Annotated in this window: 21 protein-coding genes and 1 pseudogene; 7 read left to right on the forward strand and 15 right to left on the reverse strand. The window is 45.9% G+C overall.

Features of this window, described 5'->3' with window-relative positions; all coding sequences use genetic code 11:
• Position 1: 1 nt before the first annotated feature.
• The 4 genes and pseudogenes from R3289_RS12930 to R3289_RS12945 all read right to left on the reverse strand — a co-directional run.
• The gene (locus tag R3289_RS12930; protein ID WP_318926036.1) at positions 2-1195 is read right to left on the reverse strand and encodes an acyl-homoserine-lactone synthase; all 1194 of its coding nucleotides are present in this window, start codon (positions 1193-1195) and stop codon (positions 2-4) included.
• Between the two features lie 159 nt (positions 1196-1354).
• Positions 1355-1696 (reverse strand): branched-chain amino acid transporter permease, encoded by a 342-nt coding sequence (locus R3289_RS12935; RefSeq protein WP_318926037.1) that lies wholly within the window; start codon positions 1694-1696, stop codon positions 1355-1357.
• Positions 1697-2404 carry an AzlC family ABC transporter permease gene (locus R3289_RS12940; protein ID WP_318926038.1) on the reverse strand — a complete coding sequence of 236 codons (708 nt, stop codon included), beginning with the start codon at positions 2402-2404 and terminating at the stop codon, positions 1697-1699. It abuts the gene before it with no gap.
• Between the two features lie 217 nt (positions 2405-2621).
• Positions 2622-3080, reverse strand: a pseudogene (locus R3289_RS12945) (GNAT family N-acetyltransferase); the annotation flags it as partial.
• A 1144-nt stretch (positions 3081-4224) separates the two neighbouring features.
• Here R3289_RS12945 and R3289_RS12950 point away from each other — a divergent pair.
• The 7 genes from R3289_RS12950 to R3289_RS12980 all read left to right on the forward strand — a co-directional run bounded on the left by R3289_RS12950 (position 4225) and on the right by R3289_RS12980 (position 13163).
• Entirely contained in the window at positions 4225-7365 is a 3141-nt protein-coding gene (locus tag R3289_RS12950; RefSeq protein ID WP_318926039.1) for a leucine-rich repeat domain-containing protein, read from the forward strand.
• Between the two features lie 516 nt (positions 7366-7881).
• Complete coding sequence (locus R3289_RS12955) at positions 7882-8949, forward strand: ABC transporter substrate-binding protein (protein WP_318926041.1); 1068 nt, start codon at positions 7882-7884, stop codon at positions 8947-8949.
• A gap of 47 nt (positions 8950-8996) precedes the next feature.
• Entirely contained in the window at positions 8997-9803 is an 807-nt protein-coding gene (locus tag R3289_RS12960; protein WP_318926043.1) for an alkaline phosphatase family protein, read from the forward strand.
• Positions 9800-10711 carry an ABC transporter permease gene (locus R3289_RS12965; protein WP_318926044.1) on the forward strand — a complete coding sequence of 304 codons (912 nt, stop codon included), beginning with the start codon at positions 9800-9802 and terminating at the stop codon, positions 10709-10711. The genes R3289_RS12960 and R3289_RS12965 overlap by 4 nt, the downstream gene beginning before the upstream one ends.
• Positions 10698-11483, forward strand: coding sequence for an ABC transporter permease (locus R3289_RS12970; RefSeq protein ID WP_318926045.1), 786 nt, complete (start codon positions 10698-10700; stop codon positions 11481-11483). Before R3289_RS12965 ends, R3289_RS12970 begins: the two co-directional genes overlap by 14 nt.
• On the forward strand, positions 11483-12502 hold the full coding sequence (locus tag R3289_RS12975; RefSeq protein WP_318926046.1) for an ABC transporter ATP-binding protein: 1020 nt from the start codon (positions 11483-11485) through the stop codon (positions 12500-12502). The genes R3289_RS12970 and R3289_RS12975 overlap by 1 nt, the downstream gene beginning before the upstream one ends.
• 1 nt (position 12503) lies before the next feature.
• Positions 12504-13163: an HAD family hydrolase gene (locus tag R3289_RS12980; protein WP_318926047.1), complete on the forward strand. Its 660-nt coding sequence runs from the start codon at positions 12504-12506 to the stop codon at positions 13161-13163.
• A gap of 77 nt (positions 13164-13240) precedes the next feature.
• Here R3289_RS12980 and R3289_RS12985 read toward each other — a convergent pair whose 3' ends face one another.
• The 11 genes from R3289_RS12985 to R3289_RS13035 all read right to left on the reverse strand — a co-directional run bounded on the left by R3289_RS12985 (position 13241) and on the right by R3289_RS13035 (position 25081).
• The gene (locus tag R3289_RS12985; RefSeq protein ID WP_318926048.1) at positions 13241-13456 is read right to left on the reverse strand and encodes a TIGR02450 family Trp-rich protein; all 216 of its coding nucleotides are present in this window, start codon (positions 13454-13456) and stop codon (positions 13241-13243) included.
• 72 nt (positions 13457-13528) lie between these two features.
• Positions 13529-14494 (reverse strand): questin oxidase family protein, encoded by a 966-nt coding sequence (locus tag R3289_RS12990; RefSeq protein WP_318926049.1) that lies wholly within the window; start codon positions 14492-14494, stop codon positions 13529-13531.
• 75 nt (positions 14495-14569) lie between these two features.
• On the reverse strand, positions 14570-14821 hold the full coding sequence (locus R3289_RS12995) for a GlsB/YeaQ/YmgE family stress response membrane protein (RefSeq protein WP_318926050.1): 252 nt from the start codon (positions 14819-14821) through the stop codon (positions 14570-14572).
• Positions 14822-14833: 12 nt separating this feature from the next.
• Positions 14834-15049 (reverse strand): DUF3185 family protein, encoded by a 216-nt coding sequence (locus R3289_RS13000; RefSeq protein ID WP_318926051.1) that lies wholly within the window; start codon positions 15047-15049, stop codon positions 14834-14836.
• Between the two features lie 131 nt (positions 15050-15180).
• Positions 15181-16533, reverse strand: a complete 1353-nt coding sequence (locus R3289_RS13005; protein WP_318926053.1) for a DUF2254 domain-containing protein — start codon at positions 16531-16533, stop codon at positions 15181-15183.
• 442 nt (positions 16534-16975) lie between these two features.
• Positions 16976-17740, reverse strand: a complete 765-nt coding sequence (fecE, locus tag R3289_RS13010; protein ID WP_318926054.1) for a Fe(3+) dicitrate ABC transporter ATP-binding protein FecE — start codon at positions 17738-17740, stop codon at positions 16976-16978.
• 2 nt (positions 17741-17742) lie between these two features.
• Complete coding sequence (locus R3289_RS13015) at positions 17743-18714, reverse strand: FecCD family ABC transporter permease (protein WP_318926056.1); 972 nt, start codon at positions 18712-18714, stop codon at positions 17743-17745.
• Entirely contained in the window at positions 18714-19763 is a 1050-nt protein-coding gene (locus R3289_RS13020) for a FecCD family ABC transporter permease (RefSeq protein WP_413466698.1), read from the reverse strand. Before R3289_RS13020 ends, R3289_RS13015 begins: the two co-directional genes overlap by 1 nt.
• Positions 19760-20683: a Fe(3+) dicitrate ABC transporter substrate-binding protein gene (locus R3289_RS13025; RefSeq protein WP_318926058.1), complete on the reverse strand. Its 924-nt coding sequence runs from the start codon at positions 20681-20683 to the stop codon at positions 19760-19762. Before R3289_RS13025 ends, R3289_RS13020 begins: the two co-directional genes overlap by 4 nt.
• Before the next feature lie 87 nt (positions 20684-20770).
• Positions 20771-22909: a TonB-dependent siderophore receptor gene (locus R3289_RS13030; protein WP_318926059.1), complete on the reverse strand. Its 2139-nt coding sequence runs from the start codon at positions 22907-22909 to the stop codon at positions 20771-20773.
• Between the two features lie 135 nt (positions 22910-23044).
• Positions 23045-25081, reverse strand: coding sequence for a TonB-dependent siderophore receptor (locus R3289_RS13035; protein WP_318926061.1), 2037 nt, complete (start codon positions 25079-25081; stop codon positions 23045-23047).
• Positions 25082-25303: the final 222 nt, after the last annotated feature.

The following is a 25303-nucleotide window of genomic DNA, read 5'->3' on the forward strand; positions in this document are numbered from 1 at the left end:
CCTAGAGGTTCGCCTTATTCTTTCGTCCAATTAAAACCGCCCGCTTATAATCTCGGAATAAGACATTCTCAAATACTTTGTCCATATAATCGAAGTTCCAAAAACCCCGATATGTAATCACGCCTTCACCATTGATATCACAATAGCAACTATGGAAGTAAGCTCTCTTATCAATGGCTTTATAGAAGTTAAGCATAAATGGCTGCTCTATGATCGTCAGACCGACCACATAACCCGCATTACACAACGTGCTCATCAGCAATTTCTGAGTCAGATATAAGTAATACAGCCTTTGCTGATGTGTCCCACTTACGGTCAAACGCAACACTTCACAGATTGAGGACGTATTATCAAGGTTAAACGCCAATATCTGATTAAACTCTGAAGCCGTATCACAGCTTTTCATTAGCGGAGGATCAAATAACTGGTGCCGATTCAACTCGCAATATGCATGAGGAGGTAAGCACATTGTCCATTTTTCGCTTTCAAATTGCGGAGCCAGACTCAACCAGGTTGCTTTTTGGTTCCAATCTTGAATCAACGCTGATGCGACGATAACTCGTATTCCGCTATCGGCCTGGTCGCTAAACAGTATGAAGTGCTTCCCTTCCCTGGAAAGCGACAGAGCAAACAGCATTTCATACCATTCTTCTCCACGGACAAAAAGTTCTAGGTTTATCAGGCATATTGCGTCGCAGAGTTTCATCGGCGCGTCATCATAAAGGGTATTGAACAAACGACAATCAGTTTCAATGTTGTCGATCAGCTCTCCTCGATAGTCCTTGTCTTCATAAGTCAGGGGATCAGGGGATAAGCGCTTCAATGGCGCCTCGGCGTACTTGGCTTTCACGTCGTGGATTTCGTAATCACACCAAAACGCTAGCCAGTGTGGATACCACAAACACGCCGCTTGCTCTATCAGTAACAGATCATCCGGCAGGCCCTCACTATCCCCCAAGCATAGTTCAGAATAGTTAACTGCTTTGAATATGGTTGCCAGATTCGCGCTGTGGAGTTCTGGTTTGAGTTGTAAAATCTGTGCCTTACGCTTAAAAGTCAGTTTTTGAAACAACTCTGTGCGTGTTCGATGGGAAAAACGGTCTTTAACCTGAGAAAATAACGCAATACGGCATAAATCTTCCGTCATAGCGTTGTTGAATTGAATTGGCATTTGAACAGCAGCCTCAATCTTCATAGTACGCTCTAGATATTACATTTATTATCAACCATATAAGCACATATTTTACTGATATCCCACCCTCAAGCCGACTCTCCGAGGCCAAGTGATCATAGTGTGATCGACTTCACTATCGGCCTCCGGCGTTCGGCCCCATTGCCGTAGAACAGAGCTTGATTATGCGCCAGGCAGCGGCAGGGATGACTGGCACAGAAACATATAGAGTCCGGTGCCTGCCATGATGCTCAGCAGGGCATTGCCGCGCCAGAGATGCAAAACCACCACCAGAGCAAGCGCCAGCAATTCTGCTGGGCCATCGGTGTACGTGGTAAAGCGCAGGTCGCGAAAACAGTAGATCAGCAACAGCACCATCATCACCGGCGGCAGGTAACGCCCCAGGTAGAGCAACATCGGATGGTCGCTGATCTTGTACAGCAGAACGAACGACAGCGCCCGGGTCATAAAAGTCGCGACGGCCATCACCGCAATAACCAGCAACAAGTAGTGAATATCTTGCATCTAGAGAGATCCCTGTGCGATCGCTTCGGTAGGCTTTTGTCCCCGGCGAAGGACCAGCAGGACAATAATAGACAGCAGGATCGACATCAGCAGCATATTGTCCCGACTGAACAGCCAGATCGACAGGAATGCCACGGCTCCTGCCATCACAAAAGGTCGAGACTCGCGGATCGTCTTGTACTGCTCGATCGCCAGCACCATAAACAACGCCGGAAGGGTAAAATCGAGCCCTGTGGTATCAATCGTTATATTGGCACCCAAAATAGCACCGAGGGTCGAGCCGAGCACCCAATAGCTATGATTCAATGCGGTGATCAACAGATAGAAGTCGGTCTCATCTTTATCTTCGGGCGGCCGGATGCCGGTCAGCAGCGAATAGGTCTCGTCCGTCAACCCGAAGATCAGGTAAAACTTGCGCCACCCGTTGGTCTTGAACTTGTTGATCAGCGAGATCCCGTAAAACACATGCCGAGAATTCAACAGCAAGGTAGTGATCGCCACTTCCATCAAACCAGCATGGTTGGCCAGCAAGCCTACCGCCATAAATTGCCCGGCACCCGCGTAGATCACCGTCGCCATCAACGTGGCGTAAACCCAGTGAAACCCAAGCTCGTTGAACAGGATCCCAAACGCAATCCCCAGTGGGATGTAACCAAACAGAACGGGAACGGTCGCCTTGAAGGCCGTCAGAAAAAGTGACTTATTCATTAATATGATGGATCTCCTATCCCTGAATTATAAATATTAATCAATACTTTACAAGTACAGGCTTGCTGCTCATGTCCAACACTGAGTATCCATGCTGTTACTATCAAGCACCCCGCAGGCGTCTAAACCGACGTCCAGGGCTGACACCAGCCTCGGTAATGGCCGGTTTCAGGTTGAATTCGTGGTCAATCATTAAGGGAGTGAATGCGCCAAACGGTTATTGCTCAAAACACACTTCTAGTGCCACTTCATCACATACATGCTGCTTCGTACAACGCTCGCAATCTTTCATGATTTTTTCAGGCAACAGAGCACGTGACGTTAAAATAAACCCTTGCTTCTTAAAGAACTCGGGAGTTCGGGTCAGCACAAACACTTTCTGGATTGCCATTTGTCTGGCTTTTTCCACCAAGTGATCCACAAGCGCCTTGCCTTGGCCTCTCCGTTGAGCTCCCGGATACACGCCCAATGAGCGAATTTCAGCTAAGCGAGAATCATAAGCGTATAAAGAGGCACATCCTGTCACAATCCCCTGTGCTTCTACAACCACAAAAAATCCAATCTCACGCACAATTTCCTGTTGCTCACGGGGTAAATTTTCACCTAATTCAGCCCAGTACTGCACCATGCTTTCAATAGCATCAAGATCGGCCAGCCGTGCGGATCTTACTCTGATATCCGTAGAATAATCGTCCGCTTCTTTGCCAACCACATGGTTACTCTGGCGAGTCCCTGCAAGAGTTGAAGAAGAAGGAATAATCACTTGTGATGCCATTGAGGGGTCTGGTGGCGGTACACAGCAGCGATCGGCCAGACCAAGAATAACCTGTTTTGGTGATTTGGTATCATTCCAGGGACGTGCGACTGTCTTTGCCATGCTCTGATCCTCTCAATTAACATATTAAGTTGTGTCAGTGCCAAGAGGAGTCCCGGGATACTCATGCAGTGATGGTTTGATATTAGAAATATTGACACCAAAACACTAGCTAAAACCTGCCGTAATTATGCCAAGTTCTGCTTGATTTATTCACGGTGGTGGAATGTAGAATTTGGATGATATTTATAGATAAGCAGTGAATTATATGGTCTCTGACATTAGCAAAAAGAAAAACAAAACGAATCAGAACAGATCGATCTTGAATAATTCCTCAGTTCACTGACGGTATGGGATCGTTCCGCCATCTTAATCCAGATATTCAATGTTACGGTGATTTTTAACTGAACGTCGCTTCGCTTAAGCTTCAAAAAATCATTTTTCCAGCCAGCTCTATGAAACAAACCTTTAATACAAACATTAAATCGAATTTATTAAAATGATATGACGATCTCTCACTGTTATAGCGCACTAAAAAAACAATATTATATTTTAAATCAATTGATTACAGATTTTTCCATTGGAATATATTGCGCAGCGGTGGGAATTAAGCATGAAGATAGAAAAAAATACTGCTTTTTTAGAGTAATGCATCTGTTTATAATACATTTTTAATCATAAACTTCGTAAATGAGTTTAAATTTATTGTATTTAATAGACGCTTTATCTGGATTTTCATATGAAAGGAGTAGATTAGCCTTGTACACGCATAGGTAAAATAACCGGCTAACGCTGATAACAATCATCCTATGTAATAGGAAAATATCTCTCTTTATGTGATAGAGGAATACCCTGCTAGGGCTAAATTTCTCTGTGTGATTTATTACTTGTAATAATAAGTCAACACACCGATGGGTTTTAAATCACCCATGTCATTTCGTCATTTAATTTTCTTTATATGCTCAATGATACTTAATCATGAAGCACTAGAACTTGAGACAAATCAATGTTTACATCTTTAAATATAAAGCGAGCTCTGTTGCTCGCTTCTGCTATCAGTTTGACAGGCTGTCGCTGGCATGGACACTCTGAAAATGATGGCAGCGCTCATCCGTCTGTACCTATTACTTTCACAAAGATATCTGGTCAGGTGTTTAAAGGCCCCTTAGCGCAGGCTAATATTGTGGCTTTTGATGCTGCAGGTAACCAGCTAGGTACTACGGACACTGATGCTAAGGGCTATTACTTATTGCCACTGAGTAGCCAGTATCAAGGGGTAATACGTATTGAAGCCAGCGGGGGGGAATATATTGATGAAGCCTCTGGTGAATTGACCCAATTAATAGGATCTATTCAAGCAGCTAAAGAGGTTTCGACTACCGATCCGGTGATTAATGTGACCTTACTAACCGAGTTGGCTGTACGTAAAGCTGAGGCATCTTCCGCAGGCTTGACAGCTGAATCAGTCGCAGCAGCCAATCGTAAAGTGGCTGAATCAATGGCATTGGAACTCGATATTGTTAGCGAAGCCCCTGTTGATCTACTTGATCCTATTAACCAAGAACAAATAGGAGAGAGAGTGGATTACGCGCTGGTCATCGCTGGTATGACCAAATTGGCGCAAACCGATAGCATTCAGATAGGGGAAGTTGTTGATAAGTTTAGCGATGATTTAGCTGACAACGGAGAGTTGGATGATATTGAACAATTAAATCGCCTTAATCAGGGGATTAATGACTTTATTGACTCAGATAATAATAAGGTGGTTGTAGATAAAGAAACCACCTCGAAAGATGAAGATTTCTACCGCAATACCCCCCCGGTTGTAGCCTCATTGGTTGAGCTAAGCCTTACAGAGAGGCAGCAAGGCCAGATTGCTCCCGCTATCACTGATGATAAAGATGGTTTGACCTATCAATGGCGACAGTTGTCTGGTTCGGCGGCGGCTATGGCTGATGCTGATACGGCAGCACTTACGATTACCCCTGCCGATACCACACAAACCACTGAGTTAACGTTTAGCTTAACGGTCACAGATCTAGGTGGTTTAAGCAGTCATCAAACTTATCGAGTAAAAGTTGCTCCTGCTCCAGTTATCTCAGGGGTTGCCTTTAAAGGGCCATTAACTGGCGCGACTGTGACGGCTTACCAACTTGATAAAACTGAAATCGGTCAGACAACTACGTCAGATAATGGTGATTATCTAATTAAAAACTACGGTTTATATCAGGGACCCGTTGTTGTCCAAGTCACCGGTGGGCAATATGTAAACGAAGCAACAGGCCAGACAGACACCCTTTTGCAGCCATTGCAAGCCGCATCAAATTTGCAACTGAGCGATACTACAATCAATATTACTCCGTTGACCGAATTGGCGGTTCGCAGGGCACTCGCGTTAGCCCCTGAATTGACGATAGATAATATTGGACAAGCTAATACAGAAATAGCACAAAGCTTTAGTATCAACGGCAGTTTGGTAACCACTACCCCAACAAATCTGATGGATGGAGACAATCAAGGTATTGTGGGAGTCGCTACTGACTATGCATTGGCGATTGCTGGCGCCATGATGAGTATAGATGCAGAAGCGAAAACATTGACACAATGGCTGGATAATTTGGCTTTAGATCTTAATGACAACGGACAGCTTGATGATGTGAGCTCATTAAATGCCTTGAACTCGGGAGTTAATAATTTTATTACTTCTCCGCAAAACGTAGCCCATTTATCAATTCACAATACTGAATTGGATACGGTGTTCTACCGCAATACCGCGCCACAGGTTAATCCTCTAACTGATAGGGTCAGCTATGAACGTGAGGCGCTAAACATCAGTGCAATTGTTAACGATGACAAAGGCAATATAGCGTATCAATGGCAACAGACTCAAGGAACAACAGTTAATTTTACTGGATCGTCTTCCAGCAGGGAAACGGTGGAAATAACGTTACCAAGTCTAACCCGTTCAGAAGAGATGGTCTTTAAGGTTACGGTGACCGATGAAGGCGGGTTAACTGATACAGAGACAGTATCAGTGACAGTTAATGCTTATCCCTCTATTGATTTAAATGCTATTACAGATAGTCAATTTCTCAAATGTGTATCGGACGGCTTGAATGGAGCAAGTGATACCGGTTCTTTAACAAGGTTGGCGTGCGATTACAGTCATCCTAACATCGCACAGCTTACCGGTATCGAGCAGTTCGTGAATTTGGATTCTTTCACCATCTACGGTAGCAATACGCTGACAGCACTATCACCTCTATTGTCACTAAGCAAGTTAAAATACCTCTATATACGAACTGCAGCGCTAACAGATATTAGTCCGTTACAAGCTCTGCCAAACTTGGAACAGGTTAATATCACAAACAATATTAACCTAACGGATTTTAGTTCACTCCCCCTATTCCCTAAACTTAAAGGCATCGATATCACTGGTACGGGATTCAGTGACACGACTATCTTCAAAAGTCTTCCTTACTTAACTAATCTTGCTATAAGTGACACCCCTGTTAGGGACATTAGTTTCTTAGAGGACTTACCTAATCTTACATCAATAAGTTTATATAATTTAGCGTTGACAGACATTAGTAAGCTAGCGTTATTACCTGAGTTGACTTTCGTTAATCTGACGAATAACCAGATTACTGATTTAACACCGCTTACTGGGTTAAGTAGAATCTCTCGCCTCAATCTATCTAATAATCTAATCACGGACTTTTCACCTGTCGCAGGATTAAGCAACTTGTCTTACCTTGGGGTTGGAAGTAATCCCGTCTCTGAGATCTCTTTTGTCACTGGGCTGCAACGCCTAAGCTCTCTTGATTTAAGATCTCTTAATATAACTGACCTAACACCGCTGGCAAACCTAAACCTGCTCAGCCAGGTGGTATTACATGCTTCGACGGTGACTGATTTGTCTGTCTTTTCTACGATGAAAAACATACAGACTGTTTATTTTGCCGGCTATAAAGGAAATGACCTCAGTCCATTCATTGACGTAAAAAAACTGCTCGGAAACCGGTTATCTACGGTATATCTGGAAAGTGCACCTAATGTTCCATGCGCCCAAATTACCAGCTTGGAAAATGCCGGAGTATCTACATCGGTAACCATTAACTCTGGTGTTACTTGTGCAGCCAATTAGTTGCTGATAAAGCCGATTTCTTAGCGGTAATGCTGATAGTGTAAGAACACCTTAACAATCTTGTAGTTAGAAGATAATCCCTATCGGTACACTGGTAGGGATTTTTTTTGGTGTCAACATCCCGGTTTGTTTAACATTCCTAGCTGTTAGTTTGTATGCGCACCATTATTCCACGGGTGGTTATTAGTTTGTTTCCATAAATTGATAGAACAGAGCAATGGAAAATGCACATGTTTAACGTTAGTCATAGAATTGGAAATACTCGGGCATCTGGACATTAGCAATATCTGGATTAAATGGCTGACACGATCTGCAAGTGAATTTTTCCACTGTAAGCGGCTGCTATGGCCTCAGATAACAAAAATATGACAGAAACAATGGCTTAAATTCTAAGCGCTTGAAATATAACTGCCATTGAAATGCATTAAAACTGTCAAATAACTTGTGCTAAACCGTCACATTCTGCTCTTAGGATAAAAATCGAATTTACTTCCCTAGTCCTGAAGGATAGAGACAATGAAAACTTTGCTAAGTTGTTCCGCTTTAGTATCGACAACGCTTATTGCCGCGACATTAACAGCGCCAGCCATGGCGAAAGAAGCAGATCTAGAGTCACTGATTAAAGCGGCACAAAAAGAAGGCGCGGTATACAGTGTGGGAATGCCAGACAGCTGGGCTAACTGGAAAGAGACTTGGGTGGATCTTAAATCGAATTATGGTTTAAAGCACCAAGACACCGACATGAGTTCGGCGCAAGAAATTGCCAAATTCGAAGCAGAGAAGAAAAACGCAACCGCAGACATCGGTGATGTGGGCTTTGCTTTTGCCCGTATCGCAGTTAAAAAAGGCGTAACACAGTCATACAAACCAACGACTTGGAACGACATTCCTGATTGGGCGAAAGACAAAGATGGGCACTGGGCATTGGCTTACACCGGTACTATCTCCTTCATCTCAAACAGTAATCTTGTGAAAAACGCACCTAAGACCTGGGATGACCTACTAAAAGGCGATTACAAGGTTACCGTTGGTGATGTAGGCGTAGCAGCACAAGCAAACAATGCGGTTCTAGCGGCAGCGTTTGCTAACGGTGGTGACGAATCGAACCTTAAACCAGCAATCAAATTCTTTGCTGAGCTGGCGAAACAAGGCCGTCTCTCATTCACGGACCCAAACATCGCCAACCTTGAAAAAGGCGAAGTAGAAGTAGCGATCATGTGGGACTTCAACGCCCTGAACTACCGCGACAAAATCGATCGTGAACGCTTTACGGTAAGCATCCCCCAAGATGGTTCTGTGATTTCGGGTTACACCACCATCATCAACAAATACGCGAAGAACCCAAATGCAGCGAAGCTAGCACGTGAGTACATCTTCAGCGACCAAGGCCAGATCAACCTAGCAGAGGGTTACGCGCGTCCAATCCGTACCAGCATCACTCTGCCACAATCTGTGCAAGACAAACTGATTGCAAACGATCAATACCGCAACGTCCACCCGGTAACCGACTTCTCTGCTTGGGAAAAATCGGCTCGTAAGTTGCCGCGTCAATGGCAAGAAAGTGTCCTTATTCACCAACAGTAAGCAGCCGTAATTAAGTCTCTCTCCCAAGAAGTAAACGAGAACATATCATGAGCAATAAGGTCATCCTTGTTGTTCTAGATGGACTGAACTATCAGGTAGCCCGTGATTGCATGGGCTACCTTAACGGTCTGCTAGAACAGCAACGCGCAACGCTTTACCCTGTGCAGTCTGAACTGCCTTCTCTGTCACGCCCACTTTACGAGTGCATCCTAACCGGTGTTCGCCCAGTCGATAGTGGCATTGTCAACAACCACATCGTGCGCCTGTCGAATCACGAATCGATTTTCAGCTTAGCGAAATCCCAAGGCAAAGTGACCGCTGCAGCCGCTTACCACTGGGTGAGCGAGCTTTACAACCGCGCCCCCTTTGATGCCGTAAGAGATCGCTTCACCAATGATGAAATCCTGAATATTCAACATGGTTGTTTCTATCACTGGGATCACTACCCAGATGAAGCGGTATTCTTGGATGCCGAGCATTTACGCCGTACTCATCAACCGGATTTCTTACTGATCCATCCAATGAATATTGATGACATAGGGCACAAATACGGCTTGGACTCTCGCCAGTACCGCAACAGTGCCCGTGATGCAGACATCATTCTTTCTCATTACGTGGAACAGTGGCTGGCCGACGGTTACCAAGTGATTGTGACGAGCGACCACGGCATGAACAACGATTTATCTCATGGCGGCATTCTGCCAGAAGAGCGTGAAGTGCCGCTGTTTGTGATGGGTAACAAGTTCACCCATCAAGAATGCCACGTTAAGCAGACCGACATTTGTGGCACGGTTTGCCACCTTCTTCACCTCGACCACAACAAACCTTACACTCAGGAATTGTTAGCACTATGAGCAGTTCTGTCATATCGCCAAGTTATCGCCAGGCGAGCTCTGCAAAGCCAAAAGCTAGCCATTGGCTAAAACGCATGAAGCCTGCCTTGTGGCTAGCCCCTTTCGCGCTGTTCTTCTATTTATTTCAGCTCGCCCCTATGATTTGGATGCTGATCAACAGCTTCATCTACGAAGAAGAGTTCGCATTCACCAACTATATTGACGTGCTCGATTCCGCCTTCATGATGCAAGCCTTTGGCAACAGCCTATGGCTCTCGGTCTGGTCAAGCATCGCAGGCCTTGCGATTGCGACCTTGTTGGTTTCTTCACTGCGTCGTGTCGATTCCAAAATCCGCGATGGCGTGATTGCCTTCACCAATATGAGCAGCAACTTTGCTGGGGTACCTTTGGCGTTCGCTTTCATCATCATCCTTGGCACCAATGGCGCAATAACCCTGCTTCTCAAGCAATACGGCTTACTGGGTGATTTCGACCTTTACGGTAAATGGGGCTTGCTGGCAATTTATATCTACTTCCAAATCCCGTTGGCGGTGTTGTTGCTTTATCCCGCCTTTGATGCCCTCAGTGACGATTGGCAAGCTGCCTCAGCGCTGCTTGGCGCCAGCTCCTGCCAGTACTGGGCAAAAGTGGTGCTGCCCGTGCTTTCGCCCGCGCTGTTCGGCACCTTCATCATCTTGATTGCCAATGCCATTGGCGCTTATGCCAGTGTGTACGCCCTTACCGCGGGCAACTACAACGTCATCACCATTCGCATTGCGAGTTTGGTCTCAGGCGATTTGTTCCTAGAACCCAACCTGGCGGCGGCTATCTCGGTCATTCTGATGGCCATACTGGCGTGTATTACCCTGATCAACCAATGGCTGATTACTAAGAGCTACGCAGGAAAGAAAGCTAATGCAAAACGTTAATGTTCGCTTCCACAAAACCGTGGTGTACTCCATTGTTAGCATTATGCTGATCCCAATTTTGGCCACCTTCATCTATTCGATTTCATCGCGTTGGGGGGCAACAATTCTGCCGGACGGGTTTACCCTTGATTGGTACATCAAACTGCTGACCGACCCACGTTTCTTGCAAGCTTTCGGTCGATCGCTGTTTATCTGTATTGCAGCGCTGGCGCTCAGCGTTATACTGATTCTGCCTGCAATTTTTGTGGTGTTTTACTATTTTCCAAAACTCGACGAGCTGATGAATATCATAATCTTGCTGCCGTTTGCCGTCCCGCCGGTGGTCTCATCTGTGGGTCTATTGCAGCTATACGCTGACAGTGAAATTGCCTTAATCGGTACCCCCTGGATTCTGATTGGCACTTACTTCACCATCGCGTTGCCATTCATGTACCGCGCGATTTCAAACAGCTTTGAAGCTATCAACCTACATGACTTGATGGATGCCGCTCACCTGCTCGGGGCAAGCACAACCAAAGCCTTCTTATTGGTCATTTTGCCAAACCTGAAGAAAGGGTTGATGGCATCGCTATTTCTTTCCTTCTCGTTCCTGCTGGGTGAGTTTGTGTTTGCCAATATCTTAGTCGGCACCCGCTACGAAACCCTGCAAATTTACTTATACAACATGCGTCAGACCAGCGGGCATTTCACGTCAGCACTGGTGATGACCTACTTCCTGTTTATTTTCTTTCTGACTTGGCTGGCAAGTCGTTTCAGCCGAGGAGTCAAATAATGAGTTACGTCACTGCGAACAACCTAACCAAACGCTTTGGTGACAATACGGTATTTGAAGACATTCAATTTACCATCGAGCAAGGCGAATTCATCACCCTTTTAGGCCCAAGTGGTTGTGGCAAATCGACCCTTCTTCGCAGCTTAGCTGGCCTCAACCCTGTTGATGGCGGCGAGATTTGGGTCAACGGTGAAGATATTACTGATCAGGTGCCACAAGAGCGTGGCATTGGAATGGTTTTTCAGTCTTATGCCCTGTTCCCAAATATGACGGTAGAAGGCAACATTGCGTTTGGCCTGAAGATGAAAAAACTTGGCGCGAATGAAATCCAACGTGAAGTGGCCAAAGTGATTGAACTCGTTGACCTTAAAGGCAAAGAAAAGCACTACCCGCATCAACTGTCTGGCGGCCAACGTCAGCGTGTTGCTCTGGCACGTGCGCTGGTTGTTAAGCCACGTATTCTGTTGCTCGATGAACCACTCTCGGCTTTGGACGCTAAAATCCGTAAGCACCTTCGCCAACAGATTCGTGATATCCAGAAAGAGATGAACCTGACGACCATCTTCGTGACTCACGACCAGGAAGAAGCGATGATCATGTCTGACCGTATCTTCCTGATGAACAAAGGTCAAATCGTTCAAGCAGATACGCCAGAATCCATTTACACCCACCCAGCCAATGAGTTTGTTGCGGGTTTTATGGGTCACTACAACCTCGTTGAAGCCAACAAAGCCAAGCAACTTTTCAATATCGAGACTGAATGGAAGGTCGCACTTCGTCCTGAGTCGATTTACGTTAAAGAGCAAGGCCGCCAATATGGCAGCCACATCTCAGCGCCACAAACCGGGACTATCAAAAACCATCAGCTTCTTGGTAATGTGATTCGCTACCAAGTAAGCGTCGACGAATGCGAGCTGACAGTCGATTTATTAAACCGTTCATCCGAGCGCTTGCTGGACAATGGCAGCCAGCTAGAATTGTTATTTAACCTCAACGAAATACAACCTGTGAGAGCTTAACATGTCCAAACCTTTGTATGTCTTTGATATGGACGAGACCTTGTTCAATGCTGATTGTGCGATGATTTGGAACGCGTTTTTGGTCGAGAAAGGCATTGCCACACAGCCGAATTTCATTGAAGAAGACAAGCGTCTGATGGGGCTCTACGCGGAAGGCAAAATGGATATGGAGGACTACCTCGCGTTCTCCATCGCACCAATCGCTAGCCTGCCAATAAAGCACGTGAACGCACTGGTTGAAGAGTGTGTCGAAAGCCACATTCTGCCAAAACAGTTCCAGCAATCAAAAACACTGATTGAGCAGCTTACACGTGATGGTATTGATATCGTTATCATCTCGGCCAGTGTCACTTTTTTGGTCGAAGCGGTAGGTCGGCGCTTAGGTATTCCAGCCGCACTGGGCATTGACTTGGTTGAAAAGCAAGGTACTTACAGCGCAGAGATTTTCGGCGTACCCAGCTATCGGAAAGGCAAGGTGACGAGGCTAGAGCAGTGGCTAGAAGCACAGCCTGAAACCTACTCAGCCATCCATTTCTACACAGACTCCATCAATGATTTACCGTTGTGTGAGTACGCTGATTTTGCTTATTTGGTTAACCCTTGCCCACGGCTACAGCAGCATACTAATACCCCAAACTGGACCGTTTTGTATTGGGGTTAACATTGTTCCGCCCCTTCAACACTGAACACTGTGTTAAGGGGCAGCTTGAGTGGTTAGGTGTCTTTCTTCTGAGCCGGTTATTTCCAACCTTGAATCCATTCATCCTCATTTTTAAGATCGGCCCAATCAATTGGATACTGATTCTTCGAAATAACAGCTTCCAATTTGCATGAAACAATTGAGCCATCTTCATCGAACTCAACGTCCGATACCAAAAAGTGCTTTTCTCTGTTCATGGGTTTCACCGCTGTCCATTTGCTATTACGCAATTTAGCTGGATTTATTCTATTCATATAAACTCCGTAAACACTAAAGCTGATTCAAACTGACAATGCCGAATGTATAAAATCGTGCTGATGCATTTGTTATGTGACGTTTTTTAATTTTCCATTCAATATTTTTAAATGATTAACCTTATTATAATATCGATACTCCTCAACACAGCTAAATACCAATTTAATCATATGATCATCATTGCTATTGATCGCATTTTTGAAGTTCAACTTATCAGTAGTTATACTATTACCCTCTACAATCTCATTGAAATTTAAGTTTTTAATAGAAAGCACAGCGACCAAAGCAGCAGACCAATATGATTTTAATGCTGTACTTTCATCACTAATGTACGGCAATACCACCCTCATTGCGTGACTACTCGTCACAGCATGAAGCATTGTGAAATCATTACTCTGTAGATATAGCTGAGAAAATAGAGTACTAAAAGAGCCTAATGATAAATCTGATGGATAGCTATTTATACGACTAAAATCAGGATGATTAGATATGTCAGTCATTCTCTGAGTTACAGAATTACCAACGGCTGTATAGTTAGAGAAAACATTCAGTGCGTTATTTACTAACTCCTGTGATTTGGTATCCCCTTTTAAAGGAAGTGGTAACAGTATGAAATGTGATGACATATGAGCCAAACCAAAAGTAATTTCTTTAGGGTTTTCTTGAATAATACCGTAGCTTAAACGTATTAAGGCATGAAATGCCGATGCTGCACACCCTTGAATGAGCTTATCAATATAAGTCCTTAGCGTTGATGTAATACCGTACAAAGAGATTTGCTTTGAGTAAAAATCCAAATACACATTAAATTTCTCTTTTTCTCCTAAATGCTCAAGCCAATTGAAATCTTCATCGTATGAAAGAGACTCAAGTGGCTTCAGTTTTTCAGAGTAAAATTCAAAATATTCCTCTAAACGTTCAGGGCTAGCTCCTAGCCGATCCAGTGCGATTAGAGCCATTGGCAAATGATTCGTAATTCCTTTCACTTTAGTATCAATATCATAGTGTTGAACACGTTCTAGTAGTTCATTTAGCATGAAACCTCCTTGTTTCATGTAGTAACATAACGACTAAATATTTGTCAGGTTATTTACTTGTTAGCTGCGATTGAGCTAGACCTTCTTAACCAAAACAATGATAAATAGCAAAATAACAGCGCCGATAGTTGCCATAACTATTGTTCCTAAAAACCCGCTGGCTGTTATACCGAGCAAACTGAAAACAAAACCACCAAATACAGCGCCAACAACCCCCACAATAATATTTCCTACAGCGCCAAATCCTCTACCCTTCACTATGATGCCAGCAAGCCAACCAACCAGCGCGCCAACTGCTAAAAATATTATCAAGCTAATGATATCCATGTTGCCTCCTGTTTATTTTTTAAGGAAAAGGTATATACCAACAACAAAACTGACAGCACCAGCAATGTAGAAAGTCATTACCTTATCAGTGTCCGAACCTGTGACACCCCGTGTGATTTGCGAACCGACAGAACCCGATAATTGATATCCCCATATTGCAAGGCCAATTCCTAAAACCACCAGGGAAATAGCGATTATTTTCATTGTGGTTCTCGCTCTCATAGTCATGTTGAACTCCTGCTAGTTGAAAGAAGTGGAATGTTATTAGTATTACAGCCAACGCCCTGTTATAAAATAGCAGCTGTTTGGTGATCGTCTTTAAATCCCCCTTTCAATTTGCATGTCTCGTATCCATAATGCTATTCATTCTGTTCCTCTGCACATAGCACAGACTGCGCTTCCAGCATTTCGCGCACTTCCGACATGCGCCTTTCGAGCCGCTCGCGATCATAGCTGGCTTCGATGGTGCGATCGGCCAGTTCGGCAATACATTGCAGCTGTTCGTCGAGTGCACGTAAATAGCTGGGCCTGATCGTCAGACTACCGATGGTATCAAGGGCGCCGAGCAGGCGCGCGAGAATAGCAACATTCTCTTCGGCACTACTCCGAATCTGATCGAAAGCTTCGGCCAATAGTCCCTCAAAGCTCGGAACAATCGCAATCACACGCAGTGTTTCTCCCTGGTAACAGTGCACTGGCGGGAATTGTCGACCGGCCAGCCGAGCCAGAATCGATGTCAGATAGTCCACGCACATCACCGCCGTTGAGGTGTCATTAACCCCAGGTGAAAGTGCCTTGATGGCCATATCCACGATCTGTCGAATACCGAAAGCCGGGTCCTGTTCTACCGTGCGATGGCGGCCAATACTGTAAGCAGCATTAACCACATCAATGGTCTGCTGATCTGGCGGATAGGTCAGAGCGAGCGAGACCAGTGCCGTATTTTGCACAACGAACGCGCCGATACCGTGCTCCATTCGCAAGATGGTTCTGTTGTCTCGTGCCAGGCTCATCAACGCTGCGTTATTCACGCTTTGAATGTACCCGCTCACGGCCGCTGGCACGGGATACCAGGACCTCTCATCCAGTAACTCGAGCCCCCGGTTCTGGCCTTCATCTTCATCGGCCCCCTGATCCAGTTCTTTTGGTAGCAGCCGATCAATGGATGCGTTGGTGTCCTTGGCGACCGAGGCGATGATGCTAGATGCCTGGATCGACAAGGCAATATGATGAAGAAAATAGATAAGGACACCCACGCCACCGAGCGACAGGACAAAAGCAAAGAATACCGCCAGGCTCGGCACGAACCCCTCAACACCAGCACCACCGCGAATGGTGCGCAACACGATCAGGCAATAAACGAAAGTGCCGGCGAAAACCCCCAGCGTGAATTGTGTGATGCGGCTACGCATGAAGTTCCGCAGAATGCGGGATGTGTACTGGCTAGACGCCAGCGTCAGTGCCAGCAAGGTCATGGAGAAAGTGATGCCCATCACCGTCATCATTGAACCGGCCAGCGTGGATAACATCAGGCGCGCGCCTTCCGCCCCGACCCCAAACAGGCGTGGCCACTGGTTCAGCCAGCGGTCACTACCAGCCGAGTCGGCCTCGATCAACACTACCGCCAAGGCAATGCTGCCACCGACCATCTGTGCAGGCATATACCAGAAGCTCGATCGTAGATTACCCCAGAACTGTATTAACTTATTCATGCAACAAGTCCAATTTGTCTTGTCCGAAGATAAACGTACTATCTATTATGGTCTGAAACAGCAGCTTTAGACACCGCTGCATTGTTCAGGGGAGGGGAAAATGGACAATCACTTACGTCATTTTTGATATCATGGATAACGAGTACTCCACTTCTATCATTAAGTACATTAATAGATGAACTTTGGTCAATTAAGGTAAAGATAACTGGACTACAATCATCCAATATCCAGAAACTACCCAAAGGTTTGCTCTTCGGGTAAGGTTTCAGATTTTTCCACCTCTTTCCAAGAAGCCATCCCAAAATATCTTGCAGTTGTAGCACTCCCACAAAACAAAACGCTTACATTGGCTATTGGAGAGCAAGTTAGATTAGGCGGCCAACGTATGAAGGCCTAAACAATCATTCCGTGTTGCCCACTAATGAGAAATCGGTGAGAAAAGCTAAATCGCCACGCACATCGGCGTATTTGATATGGGGTCACGGAACACACTCGCTTTGAGATCGAATACATGACTAAGCATGGTTTCTGTCATTACCTCATCAGGCGAGCCTTCGGCAACTAAACGCCCTTTTTCCAAAACCACTAAATGGTCGCAGTAACGACTGGCTTGGTTAAGGTCATGCAACACGACAACCACCGTTTTTCCTTTGGCATTCATCTGCTGCATCAGGTTCATCAACTCTACCTGATGAGACATATCAAGGTATGTGGTAGGCTCATCCAACATCACGACTTCCGTATCTTGCGCTATAACCATCGCAATCCACGCTCTTTGGCGTTGACCGCCAGATAAAGACTCTACCGGCTTATCAGCAAACTCAAGCACGCCTGTATCGCGCATTGCTTGTTCGACAATCATTTGATCTTCTTGTCCTAATCTTCCCCAATGAGACACGTAAGGCGAGCGACCATATTCGACCAGCTTTCTTACCGTGATACCTTCCGGACTGACCAAAATTTGCGGCAGAAGCGACAGCAAACGCGCGAGGGTTTTATCGCCATAAGTCGATAGTGGTTTGTCTTCAAGCAACACCTCTCCTGTCGCTGGTTTATTGATTCTCACTAGCGTCTTTAACAAGGTGGATTTACCACATCCATTGGGTCCTATTAAGGCGGTAATTTTCCCCTTGGGAATGGAAACCGAAAGGTTCGGTATGATCGTTTGTTTGCCGTACGCGACGGAAAGATTCTGCGTTTTAAGCATGGTTACCAACCTCGATAACGATAGAGAAGAAAGATAAAATAAGGCGCGCCAATCACAGAGGTGAGAACCCCTGCAGGCAGCTCGATGGGTGGTTGTAGCCCTCTGGCAAGCCCATCAGCACACGTAACCAGAATCGCGCCCGCCAGCGCAGAGACAGGGATTAACAACTTATGATTATGCCCAAACAACAAACGGGCTAAGTGAGGCGCTAATAGACCCACAAAACTAATAGTGCCGGCAACAGAAACGCTGATACTGGCAAGCAATACTGCGGCCAACAACGCGAGAATCTGAATCTGTTTTGGCTTAGTGCCTAATGTGGTTGCACTTTCCTCGCCAAGCCCCATCACATCTAAACGCCAAGCCAGCCATAATGCCATTGGCAATAGCAAGAGTAATGCACTCCAAATAAAGGGGACTTGCTGCCAATTTCGCCCCCAAAAACTGCCCGTTAGCCATACCATGGCCGTGTTGATCTCAATGGGATTGGTGACAAGTAAGAAGTCGATGCAACTCGCAAGAAACGCGCTCACCGCAATACCAATCAACGCCAGTTTGGCGGGTGTTGGCTTTGACCACCATGCCAGTAACGCAATCAATCCAGCGGCGAAAATTCCACCGACCATCGCCACCAAAGGAAGTACGCTGACTGGCGCGTCAGGAAACCAAACTAAACTCGCTGTCGCGGCAAGCCCGGCTCCTGCACTAATGCCCATAAGATCGGGAGAGGCTAACGGATTACGTATCACGCCTTGCACCAATACCCCCGAGAGCCCTAACCCAGCACCCACACTAATGGCGAGCAACATACGTGGTAGCCGATACTGATTGATAACAAAGTCGTCACTAGAAAACGCGAACAAATGTTCAATAACTTGAGAAACAGAAAGTGAAGCTGCGCCCACAAACAAGCCTGTGGATGCCACTATCACAAGTAACCCGAATAACAAAAGAACCTTCGTGTGATGGTGCATTATGATCTCCTTGTCGCAATCAAAATAAAACAAGGCGTCCCAAGTAAGGCAGTAATCACACCCACTGGCGTTTCAGTAGGGAAAGCAATCGCACGTGACAATGCATCTGACCAAGACACTAATGCCGCGCCAGCCAATGCGGAAATCGGAATGAGTAAATGGTAATTATGCCCAACCATGGGCCTAACTAAATGAGGCACTAGCAAACCAACAAAGCCGATAGGCCCAGCGATAGCGACGCTTGCGCCGGCAAGCAACACAATAGTCATTCCGCTAATGACGCGAGTAAGCCTGATGTTACTTCCCAGCCCGACTGCAACTTCTTCGCCAAGCGCCAATAAATTGAGATTACGAGCAAGGCTCATTGCCAATACCAAACCAATCACGACTGGCGGCCAAAGCTGTTGCCATTGTTCATCATCGACACTAGACAACGAGCCAGTAAGCCAATGCAACACGCTATAAGCCATGTCGTCAGCAAGGATAAGCGCCGCTCGAGTCAATCCAACCAGTAACGCAGTGATAGCAATACCAGCCAGAACCAAACGCAACGGATGAGAACGAGAAGAGAAAAAGCCACCAAGAAGCATCACAGCGACGCCGCTTAGCAACGCACCACAGACGGCATTGAGGATTGGATTTAGCTCACTCACCACAGGCATGCCTATCGCGGCTAAGGCCATAAAACAGGCCGCGCCAGCGTTAATGCCAAGAATCGAAGGCGATGCGAGTGGGTTGCGCGTTAAGCCTTGCATCAATAACCCTGAGACAGCCAAACTCGCACCAATTAATAAGCCTGCGTAAGCTCTTGGTGCTCTTAATGTCGCCAATATTTGATGAGTCATATTGCTCTCATCAAACGTAAACCAATACCGCACCAAGTCATTACATGTTAAAGAAAAATTAGACCACCCCAGCATAGATGCCATGTAACCAGACATCGCTAAAATCGATACTGATACCGTAAATAACGCCACTCGCCACGGAAATCTCAGCAGGCATTGTTTCTTAGTATCCAGTTTGCTATCAGAGAGCAACAGAGCGCTCATGACGGATCCAAAATTTGATCAAGGTTTCGTGCCATTTGTTCGGCGGCCAACATACCTCGATTCAATGACCAAAGTGCTGGCGAAACTTCAACGATTTGCTGATTTTTCGCCGACGTTAGTACATTAAACAACGGGTTTTTCTGCCAACCATCAACAATATTGGGATGGGAATAAGCGCCAAGGAGTAACCAATCCGGATTGGTTTTCAATAACAGTTCAAAACTGGTTGGCAAATACGCTTTCTCTGTTGATTTCACAATAGGGCTAGCAATGCCCAATGTAGTGAGCACTCCTCCTGCGTAGGAAGCAGGACTGTGTAACCACATACCTTTAGCCGACACGACAGCAAATTGGACGGTTTGGTTGAGAGAGAAATGACTTTTGAATTCAGCCATGGCGTGTTGATGTTGTTGAATTCGTTGCTCCATTGCCGATTGCTTATCGAGAGCGATACCAATCTTGAGCGCTGATTCCAAATTCTCTTGATAAGTCTCACCACGGCTTTTTAGCAGCAAAGTGGGAGCGATTCGCTGCAAATCTTGATAGACAGTACGATGGCGCTCGGCATCAGCAATGATCAAATCCGGCTTTAATACTGCAATAGCCTCTAGGCTCGGTTGAGAACGCATACCAACCGATTCCCATGGTTGAACTAACTCACGCACCGCCGGAATCACTCGCGAGGCATCATTATCATCGGCAACACCCGTCGGAGAGATCCCTACTGCAGCTAACGCATCCACAAATGAGAACTCCAACACCACAATGCGTTGCGGCGTAGTAACGATCTCAAACTGGCCCTGCTCGTCTTGTATCATCCGCGTTTTTGCTGAACTTGAGAATGAGAACAAGCCCAGCACCAACAAAGCCAAGGCCACCACCAATCCGTTCAATGACAATACTCGAGAATTGTTTTCCATATTTAATTATCCTTTAACGCTAGAACCGTCAAAGTCGCCAAGGGCATTGGCGACTTTTATTTGTTCTTATTTTCAATAAATTACGTATTAGAACTGGTAACTCAGATCCAAGGTGTAAGAGCGTCCAGGTGCTGGATAACGACCGACAGGGCTGGTATCAATACCGCGGAAGTAATAGTCCTCATCAAACAGGTTGTTCACGGCGACATTCATACGTAGCTTGCCGTTTTCATCCTTGTACAAGTCGGAGCCTAAATTGAAGTTCCATACCATATAGGCAGGTACTTTACCTGTCGCACCCGTTGCATCTTCAGCACTTGTGTTGGCATTGTCAGAGTAAGACTCACTGAAATAGTAACCAGATAACGTAGTATCTACCCCCGTAAAGGCGTAAGTCGCATCCCAACTAAATTGGTGTTTAGAAGTGTAAGGGAGTTGATTACCTTTATTTTCGCCCTCTTCCTCTATCGTTGCATCTAAGTAGTTATAACCAGCACCTAAGCTCAGAGCTTGCAGTGCTTGAGGAACATAACGACCTGAGAGTTCAATACCTTGGTGAAGCGTTTTGCCAATGTTATCGAAGGTTTGTGTTGCACTTTGCCACTGCAACTGATCTTTAAAATCAATGCGATAAAGCGCGACGTTAAAGCTAGTTGAATCTTGGTTGTAGCGGGCACCCAACTCGTAGTTCCATGCCAGCTCACTGCCCTCTTCACCTAGACCACGGATGTAAGCAATTTGTGGTGCACGCAAAGATTTCTGCGCGTTGGTGTAACCAACCCATTGTTCTGTTAGATGGTATGCCACTGTTAAGCCCGGCAACCACTCTGTCACCTTGTTGTCGGTGCTCCGCACTTTACCCAGATCATCAAACGCCATATCAATTGACTCGTAGCGAATGCCCGGTGTTACCTTTAACACGTCATTAAACAGGCCGACTTCGTTACTGATATAACCAGCGAAAGCGTCGGTATCAAGATGCCAATCACGAGGCACATTTGTCGCGCCACCAGCAATTGGAGTTTGAGTCAGCTTGTAATCGATATCTTCATTGACGTAGCGCGCACCCACAATCCAGTTTTGAGTGACTGCCTTACCGTCACCGAAGTACATCGATAACTTAGGCTCAACACCGTAAACAGCAAATTCACGTGGTGAAGTACGAATATCGGTGGATGGTAATGCCGGATCCGCCCAGTGACCGCCAGCGCGATTAAAGCCCCACTGGAAGAAGCGCTCAGAACGGTGACCAAATGTCAGCACTTCAAATTCTGCGCTGTCCGCAAGGTTCAAGTCATGCAGGTACTTCACGCTCCAACGTGTTGATGTGCCTTGGTACTCGTCATATGGTCGTTTTGATTGAGTTCGATCGTTCTTGTAGTCTTCTGGAGATAAAGCTCCCGGCATTTGTGTGTCAGCATCATAACGTTGAATGAACGTTTGCAGTTCTTGCGTATCGCTAAGCAGCCATTGCAGCTTAACTTGGAAGTTTTTAACCTCCGTATCAGAATGCTCACGGAAGCTTTCGCCGTTTAAGAAGTTACCTTCAAGTTGCAGTGCAAGCGTATCGGTTAACCAACCACCTGTGCGTAAGTACAAATCGTTAAGCGGTGTATCACCATCTTCAAATACGGTCAGACGGTTGCTGATTTCAGTTTGCCAAGTGTTTGGAATCGGCTTTGTCACCAAGTTAATCACACCACCCACGTTGTTCGGTCCGTACTGTACGGCCGCACCACCACGTACGATGTCTATTCGGTCGAGCATCGACAGGGTTGCAGGGAAAATAGATTGTCCTGTGTGACCGTAAGGTGCAAGCGTGAGTGGTACCCCATCCATCAGAAATTGAGCATGACCACTGCGGCTCGCTTTCAAGCCGCGCACCGAGATGTTAGGTAAAACACCGGTGCCCGTTTCGTCTTGAACTTTGATCCCTGGAACGCTTTGAAATGCGGAATCAATCGAGAGTGCTGCAGTCTTTTTAATTTGGTCATTGGTAAGGACGGTACGAGCTCCCGGATACTCTTTCACATCCTCTAGCTCTGAGTTACCGATCAAACTGCCCGTCACGACAATCGTTTCCATGGTAGTCGTTTGCGGATCAGATGCAGCGAACGCGCTCATGGAAGTCACTGAAGCGATGGCCATCGCAAGTACACTAAGGCGCAGTTGCGCTTGTTTTTGTATTTGCGTTTGGGGTTTACCATCCAAATTCTGGTAAAGCATGAAAATCTCCTATGTAGGCAGGTTAGGGTCAAAGGCTGTGTTTGTCGATTATGTTGGTGCTTTGACCCTATGGGCTAAACGGCCTCAAAATGAGGCGAACTGTTCGCCAATGCATAACGAACAAATCAAAAGATCTTAGAACTGGTATCCGTAGCTGAGCATGAATTCTGCTGGCGCACCGTAGCCAATCTGATTCGTGCCAGACTTGCCGTTGGTTGCACCCAGAATGTATTCCTCATTAAGCACGTTGTAAGCGTTCGCTTGAATTTTGTGACGACCAGTGGTGTACGCCGCCATCAAATCGACAGTGGTGTAATCGCCTAATGCGACAGCTTCGTCGTTGCCCGCATAACGGTCACCTACGTATTTCACACCGCCACCCAAACGCCAGTTGTCATCTAACTGATAAGTACTCCAAAGTGAGAACAGGTGATCAGACACATCGTTCGGCTTTTTACCTGTCTCTTTGTCTTCCGCATCTAGGTAGCTGTAGCCCACCGAAATATCCCACTGCTCGGTAAACTGACCGCGAGCTTCCAGCTCAATACCTTGGTGACGAGCTTCAATCTTGTTGATAACGTCTCCGTCGGTATTAGTTTCTGGCTGCTCTTGATCAATTTGGAAGATCGCCGCATTAAGCATCAACGCGTTGTCTAATAGGTAAGCTTTTGCACCCACTTCTTTTAGATCGGTATGGAAGAATTCTGCTAATTTAGGGTTGATGTAAATACCGGAGTAAGGAAGCTGCCATGAGCGAGCTAAGCTTGCGTACACTGACATATCATTGTTGAGACGGTAGACCAAACCACCTCGGTAGCTCACTTTGTTATCATCTAGGTTCTCTTTTGCTGCCCCTGCTTTTTGCTGTTCAAGCTCCATGGAGTCGTAACGCACATTACCTATCACCGAAAGATCACCGAAGGTGTAAACATCTTGAAGGTAAATGCCTGCCGTTGTGGTTGTGTTATCACGGAAAGGTTTAAAACCCGGATCAGGCGTTGGACCAGCGACAGGATCATAGATGTCTTTCGGCGGTAAGGTTTTATCGCCTGCCAACGTTAGATCGATGTTGATCTGGTTGTAATCAGCACCGATCATCATTTGGTTAGAGTCGGTTTCCCAAACTAGCTCAGATTGCAGCGTTGTAGTAGTACGAGGGTCGTAACCGAAATTGTTTACGGTTTGAGAAACTTCATTCCCCGTCACTGTCCCTTGACGCGTGCCCTTTTGCTCGAGTTCGATATGGTTGTACGCCGCGCGGTTTGTCCATGCCCATTCGTTGTTCAAACGCCACTCATAGTTGACACCAACACGAATGCTATCTGACTCTTGATAATCGTTCGTGCCACCGTAGAAAGTGCTTTCAGAGACATCGACAGGTTTACCCTTTTTCGATGGAACACCGCGGTATGGCACCAATTCTTGATGTGCATACTCGACGTCCAAATCGATGGTATGCCCCTCTGCAGGCAATACTCGAATCGTTGGTGCGATGAAGAAATCATTAGAATCGATGTGGTCGACATAGGAATCCGCTTGTCGATGTTCCACGTTAATACGACCACTGACTTTGTCTGTAAACGCCATCGAGCTGTCAACCTGACCAACAAACTGGTTGTTGCTGCCAACACTGCCATTTACGTGAGTGAAGTTATCACCGTTAGCACGCTTGGTTACCAGATTGATGATACCGCCCGCTGAACCTCGGCCATAAAGTGCACCCGCAGGGCCTTTTACCACTTCAACACGCTCAATATTGGCCAAACTGCGATACGATTGCAGCGTCCCGTCATCACGCATGCCGTCACTATACATGTCGTTAAGCGCATCAAAACCACGAATTACAAATTGGTCTCGGCTACCTTCACCCAAGGTGTTATTGACCCCGGCAACACCGTCAAGTGCGTCCACTAAACGCACTGCACCGCGGTCTTGCATTTCCGTCTTTGTAACCACTGATACTGCCTGTGGTACATCCAACCATTCCACATCAGTTTTGGTGCCTGATTGTGGCATATGCTCCGCATAACCTTCGTATTGATGACCAATAACTTGCAGAGTTTCATCCACCGTTACTTCTTCTGCTGCCATTACATTTGACACGGTAGCTCCTGCGGTTAATGCACCTCCAATAGCCAAAGCGAGAGGGGACAAGGTCAATCTCATGTTCATTTGCTAATTCCGTTTTAGTTTATAAATCACAACAGATGCGAATGAAAACAAATATCATTTGTGTTTGCAATATAAATTTTATGATCTATATTTGCTTGCCTTATGTAACAACGCTAACGACAAAATAATAAATAAAAATAAAGCTATAACAAAAACCTCGAAAGAGACCGCTTGGAAGCCACTTGTGAGCAAACAACAACAACGTTAGAAAAATTAGGAAAA

Source organism: Photobacterium sp., assembly GCF_033720175.1.
Lineage (GTDB): Bacteria > Pseudomonadota > Gammaproteobacteria > Enterobacterales > Vibrionaceae > Photobacterium.

Excerpts from the sequence above, each read along its gene's own strand:
- R3289_RS13005 (WP_318926053.1), bottom strand. The coding sequence starts at position 16,533 with ATGAATAAGTTAATACAGTTCTGGGGTAATCTACGATCGAGCTTCTGG.
- R3289_RS12930 (WP_318926036.1), bottom strand. The coding sequence starts at position 1,195 with ATGAAGATTGAGGCTGCTGTTCAAATGCCAATTCAATTCAACAACGCT.
- R3289_RS12960 (WP_318926043.1), top strand. The coding sequence starts at position 8,997 with ATGAGCAATAAGGTCATCCTTGTTGTTCTAGATGGACTGAACTATCAG.
- R3289_RS13025 (WP_318926058.1), bottom strand. The coding sequence starts at position 20,683 with ATGGAAAACAATTCTCGAGTATTGTCATTGAACGGATTGGTGGTGGCC.
- R3289_RS13035 (WP_318926061.1), bottom strand. The coding sequence starts at position 25,081 with ATGAACATGAGATTGACCTTGTCCCCTCTCGCTTTGGCTATTGGAGGT.
- R3289_RS13020 (WP_413466698.1), bottom strand. The coding sequence starts at position 19,763 with ATGAGCGCTCTGTTGCTCTCTGATAGCAAACTGGATACTAAGAAACAA.
- R3289_RS12975 (WP_318926046.1), top strand. The coding sequence starts at position 11,483 with ATGAGTTACGTCACTGCGAACAACCTAACCAAACGCTTTGGTGACAAT.
- R3289_RS12940 (WP_318926038.1), bottom strand. The coding sequence starts at position 2,404 with ATGAATAAGTCACTTTTTCTGACGGCCTTCAAGGCGACCGTTCCCGTT.
- R3289_RS13000 (WP_318926051.1), bottom strand. The coding sequence starts at position 15,049 with ATGACTATGAGAGCGAGAACCACAATGAAAATAATCGCTATTTCCCTG.
- R3289_RS12965 (WP_318926044.1), top strand. The coding sequence starts at position 9,800 with ATGAGCAGTTCTGTCATATCGCCAAGTTATCGCCAGGCGAGCTCTGCA.
- R3289_RS12950 (WP_318926039.1), top strand. The coding sequence starts at position 4,225 with ATGTTTACATCTTTAAATATAAAGCGAGCTCTGTTGCTCGCTTCTGCT.
- R3289_RS12980 (WP_318926047.1), top strand. The coding sequence starts at position 12,504 with ATGTCCAAACCTTTGTATGTCTTTGATATGGACGAGACCTTGTTCAAT.
- R3289_RS12990 (WP_318926049.1), bottom strand. The coding sequence starts at position 14,494 with ATGCTAAATGAACTACTAGAACGTGTTCAACACTATGATATTGATACT.
- R3289_RS13015 (WP_318926056.1), bottom strand. The coding sequence starts at position 18,714 with ATGCACCATCACACGAAGGTTCTTTTGTTATTCGGGTTACTTGTGATA.
- R3289_RS12955 (WP_318926041.1), top strand. The coding sequence starts at position 7,882 with ATGAAAACTTTGCTAAGTTGTTCCGCTTTAGTATCGACAACGCTTATT.
- R3289_RS12970 (WP_318926045.1), top strand. The coding sequence starts at position 10,698 with ATGCAAAACGTTAATGTTCGCTTCCACAAAACCGTGGTGTACTCCATT.
- R3289_RS12985 (WP_318926048.1), bottom strand. The coding sequence starts at position 13,456 with ATGAATAGAATAAATCCAGCTAAATTGCGTAATAGCAAATGGACAGCG.
- R3289_RS12995 (WP_318926050.1), bottom strand. The coding sequence starts at position 14,821 with ATGGATATCATTAGCTTGATAATATTTTTAGCAGTTGGCGCGCTGGTT.
- fecE (WP_318926054.1), bottom strand. The coding sequence starts at position 17,740 with ATGCTTAAAACGCAGAATCTTTCCGTCGCGTACGGCAAACAAACGATC.
- R3289_RS12935 (WP_318926037.1), bottom strand. The coding sequence starts at position 1,696 with ATGCAAGATATTCACTACTTGTTGCTGGTTATTGCGGTGATGGCCGTC.
- R3289_RS13030 (WP_318926059.1), bottom strand. The coding sequence starts at position 22,909 with ATGCTTTACCAGAATTTGGATGGTAAACCCCAAACGCAAATACAAAAA.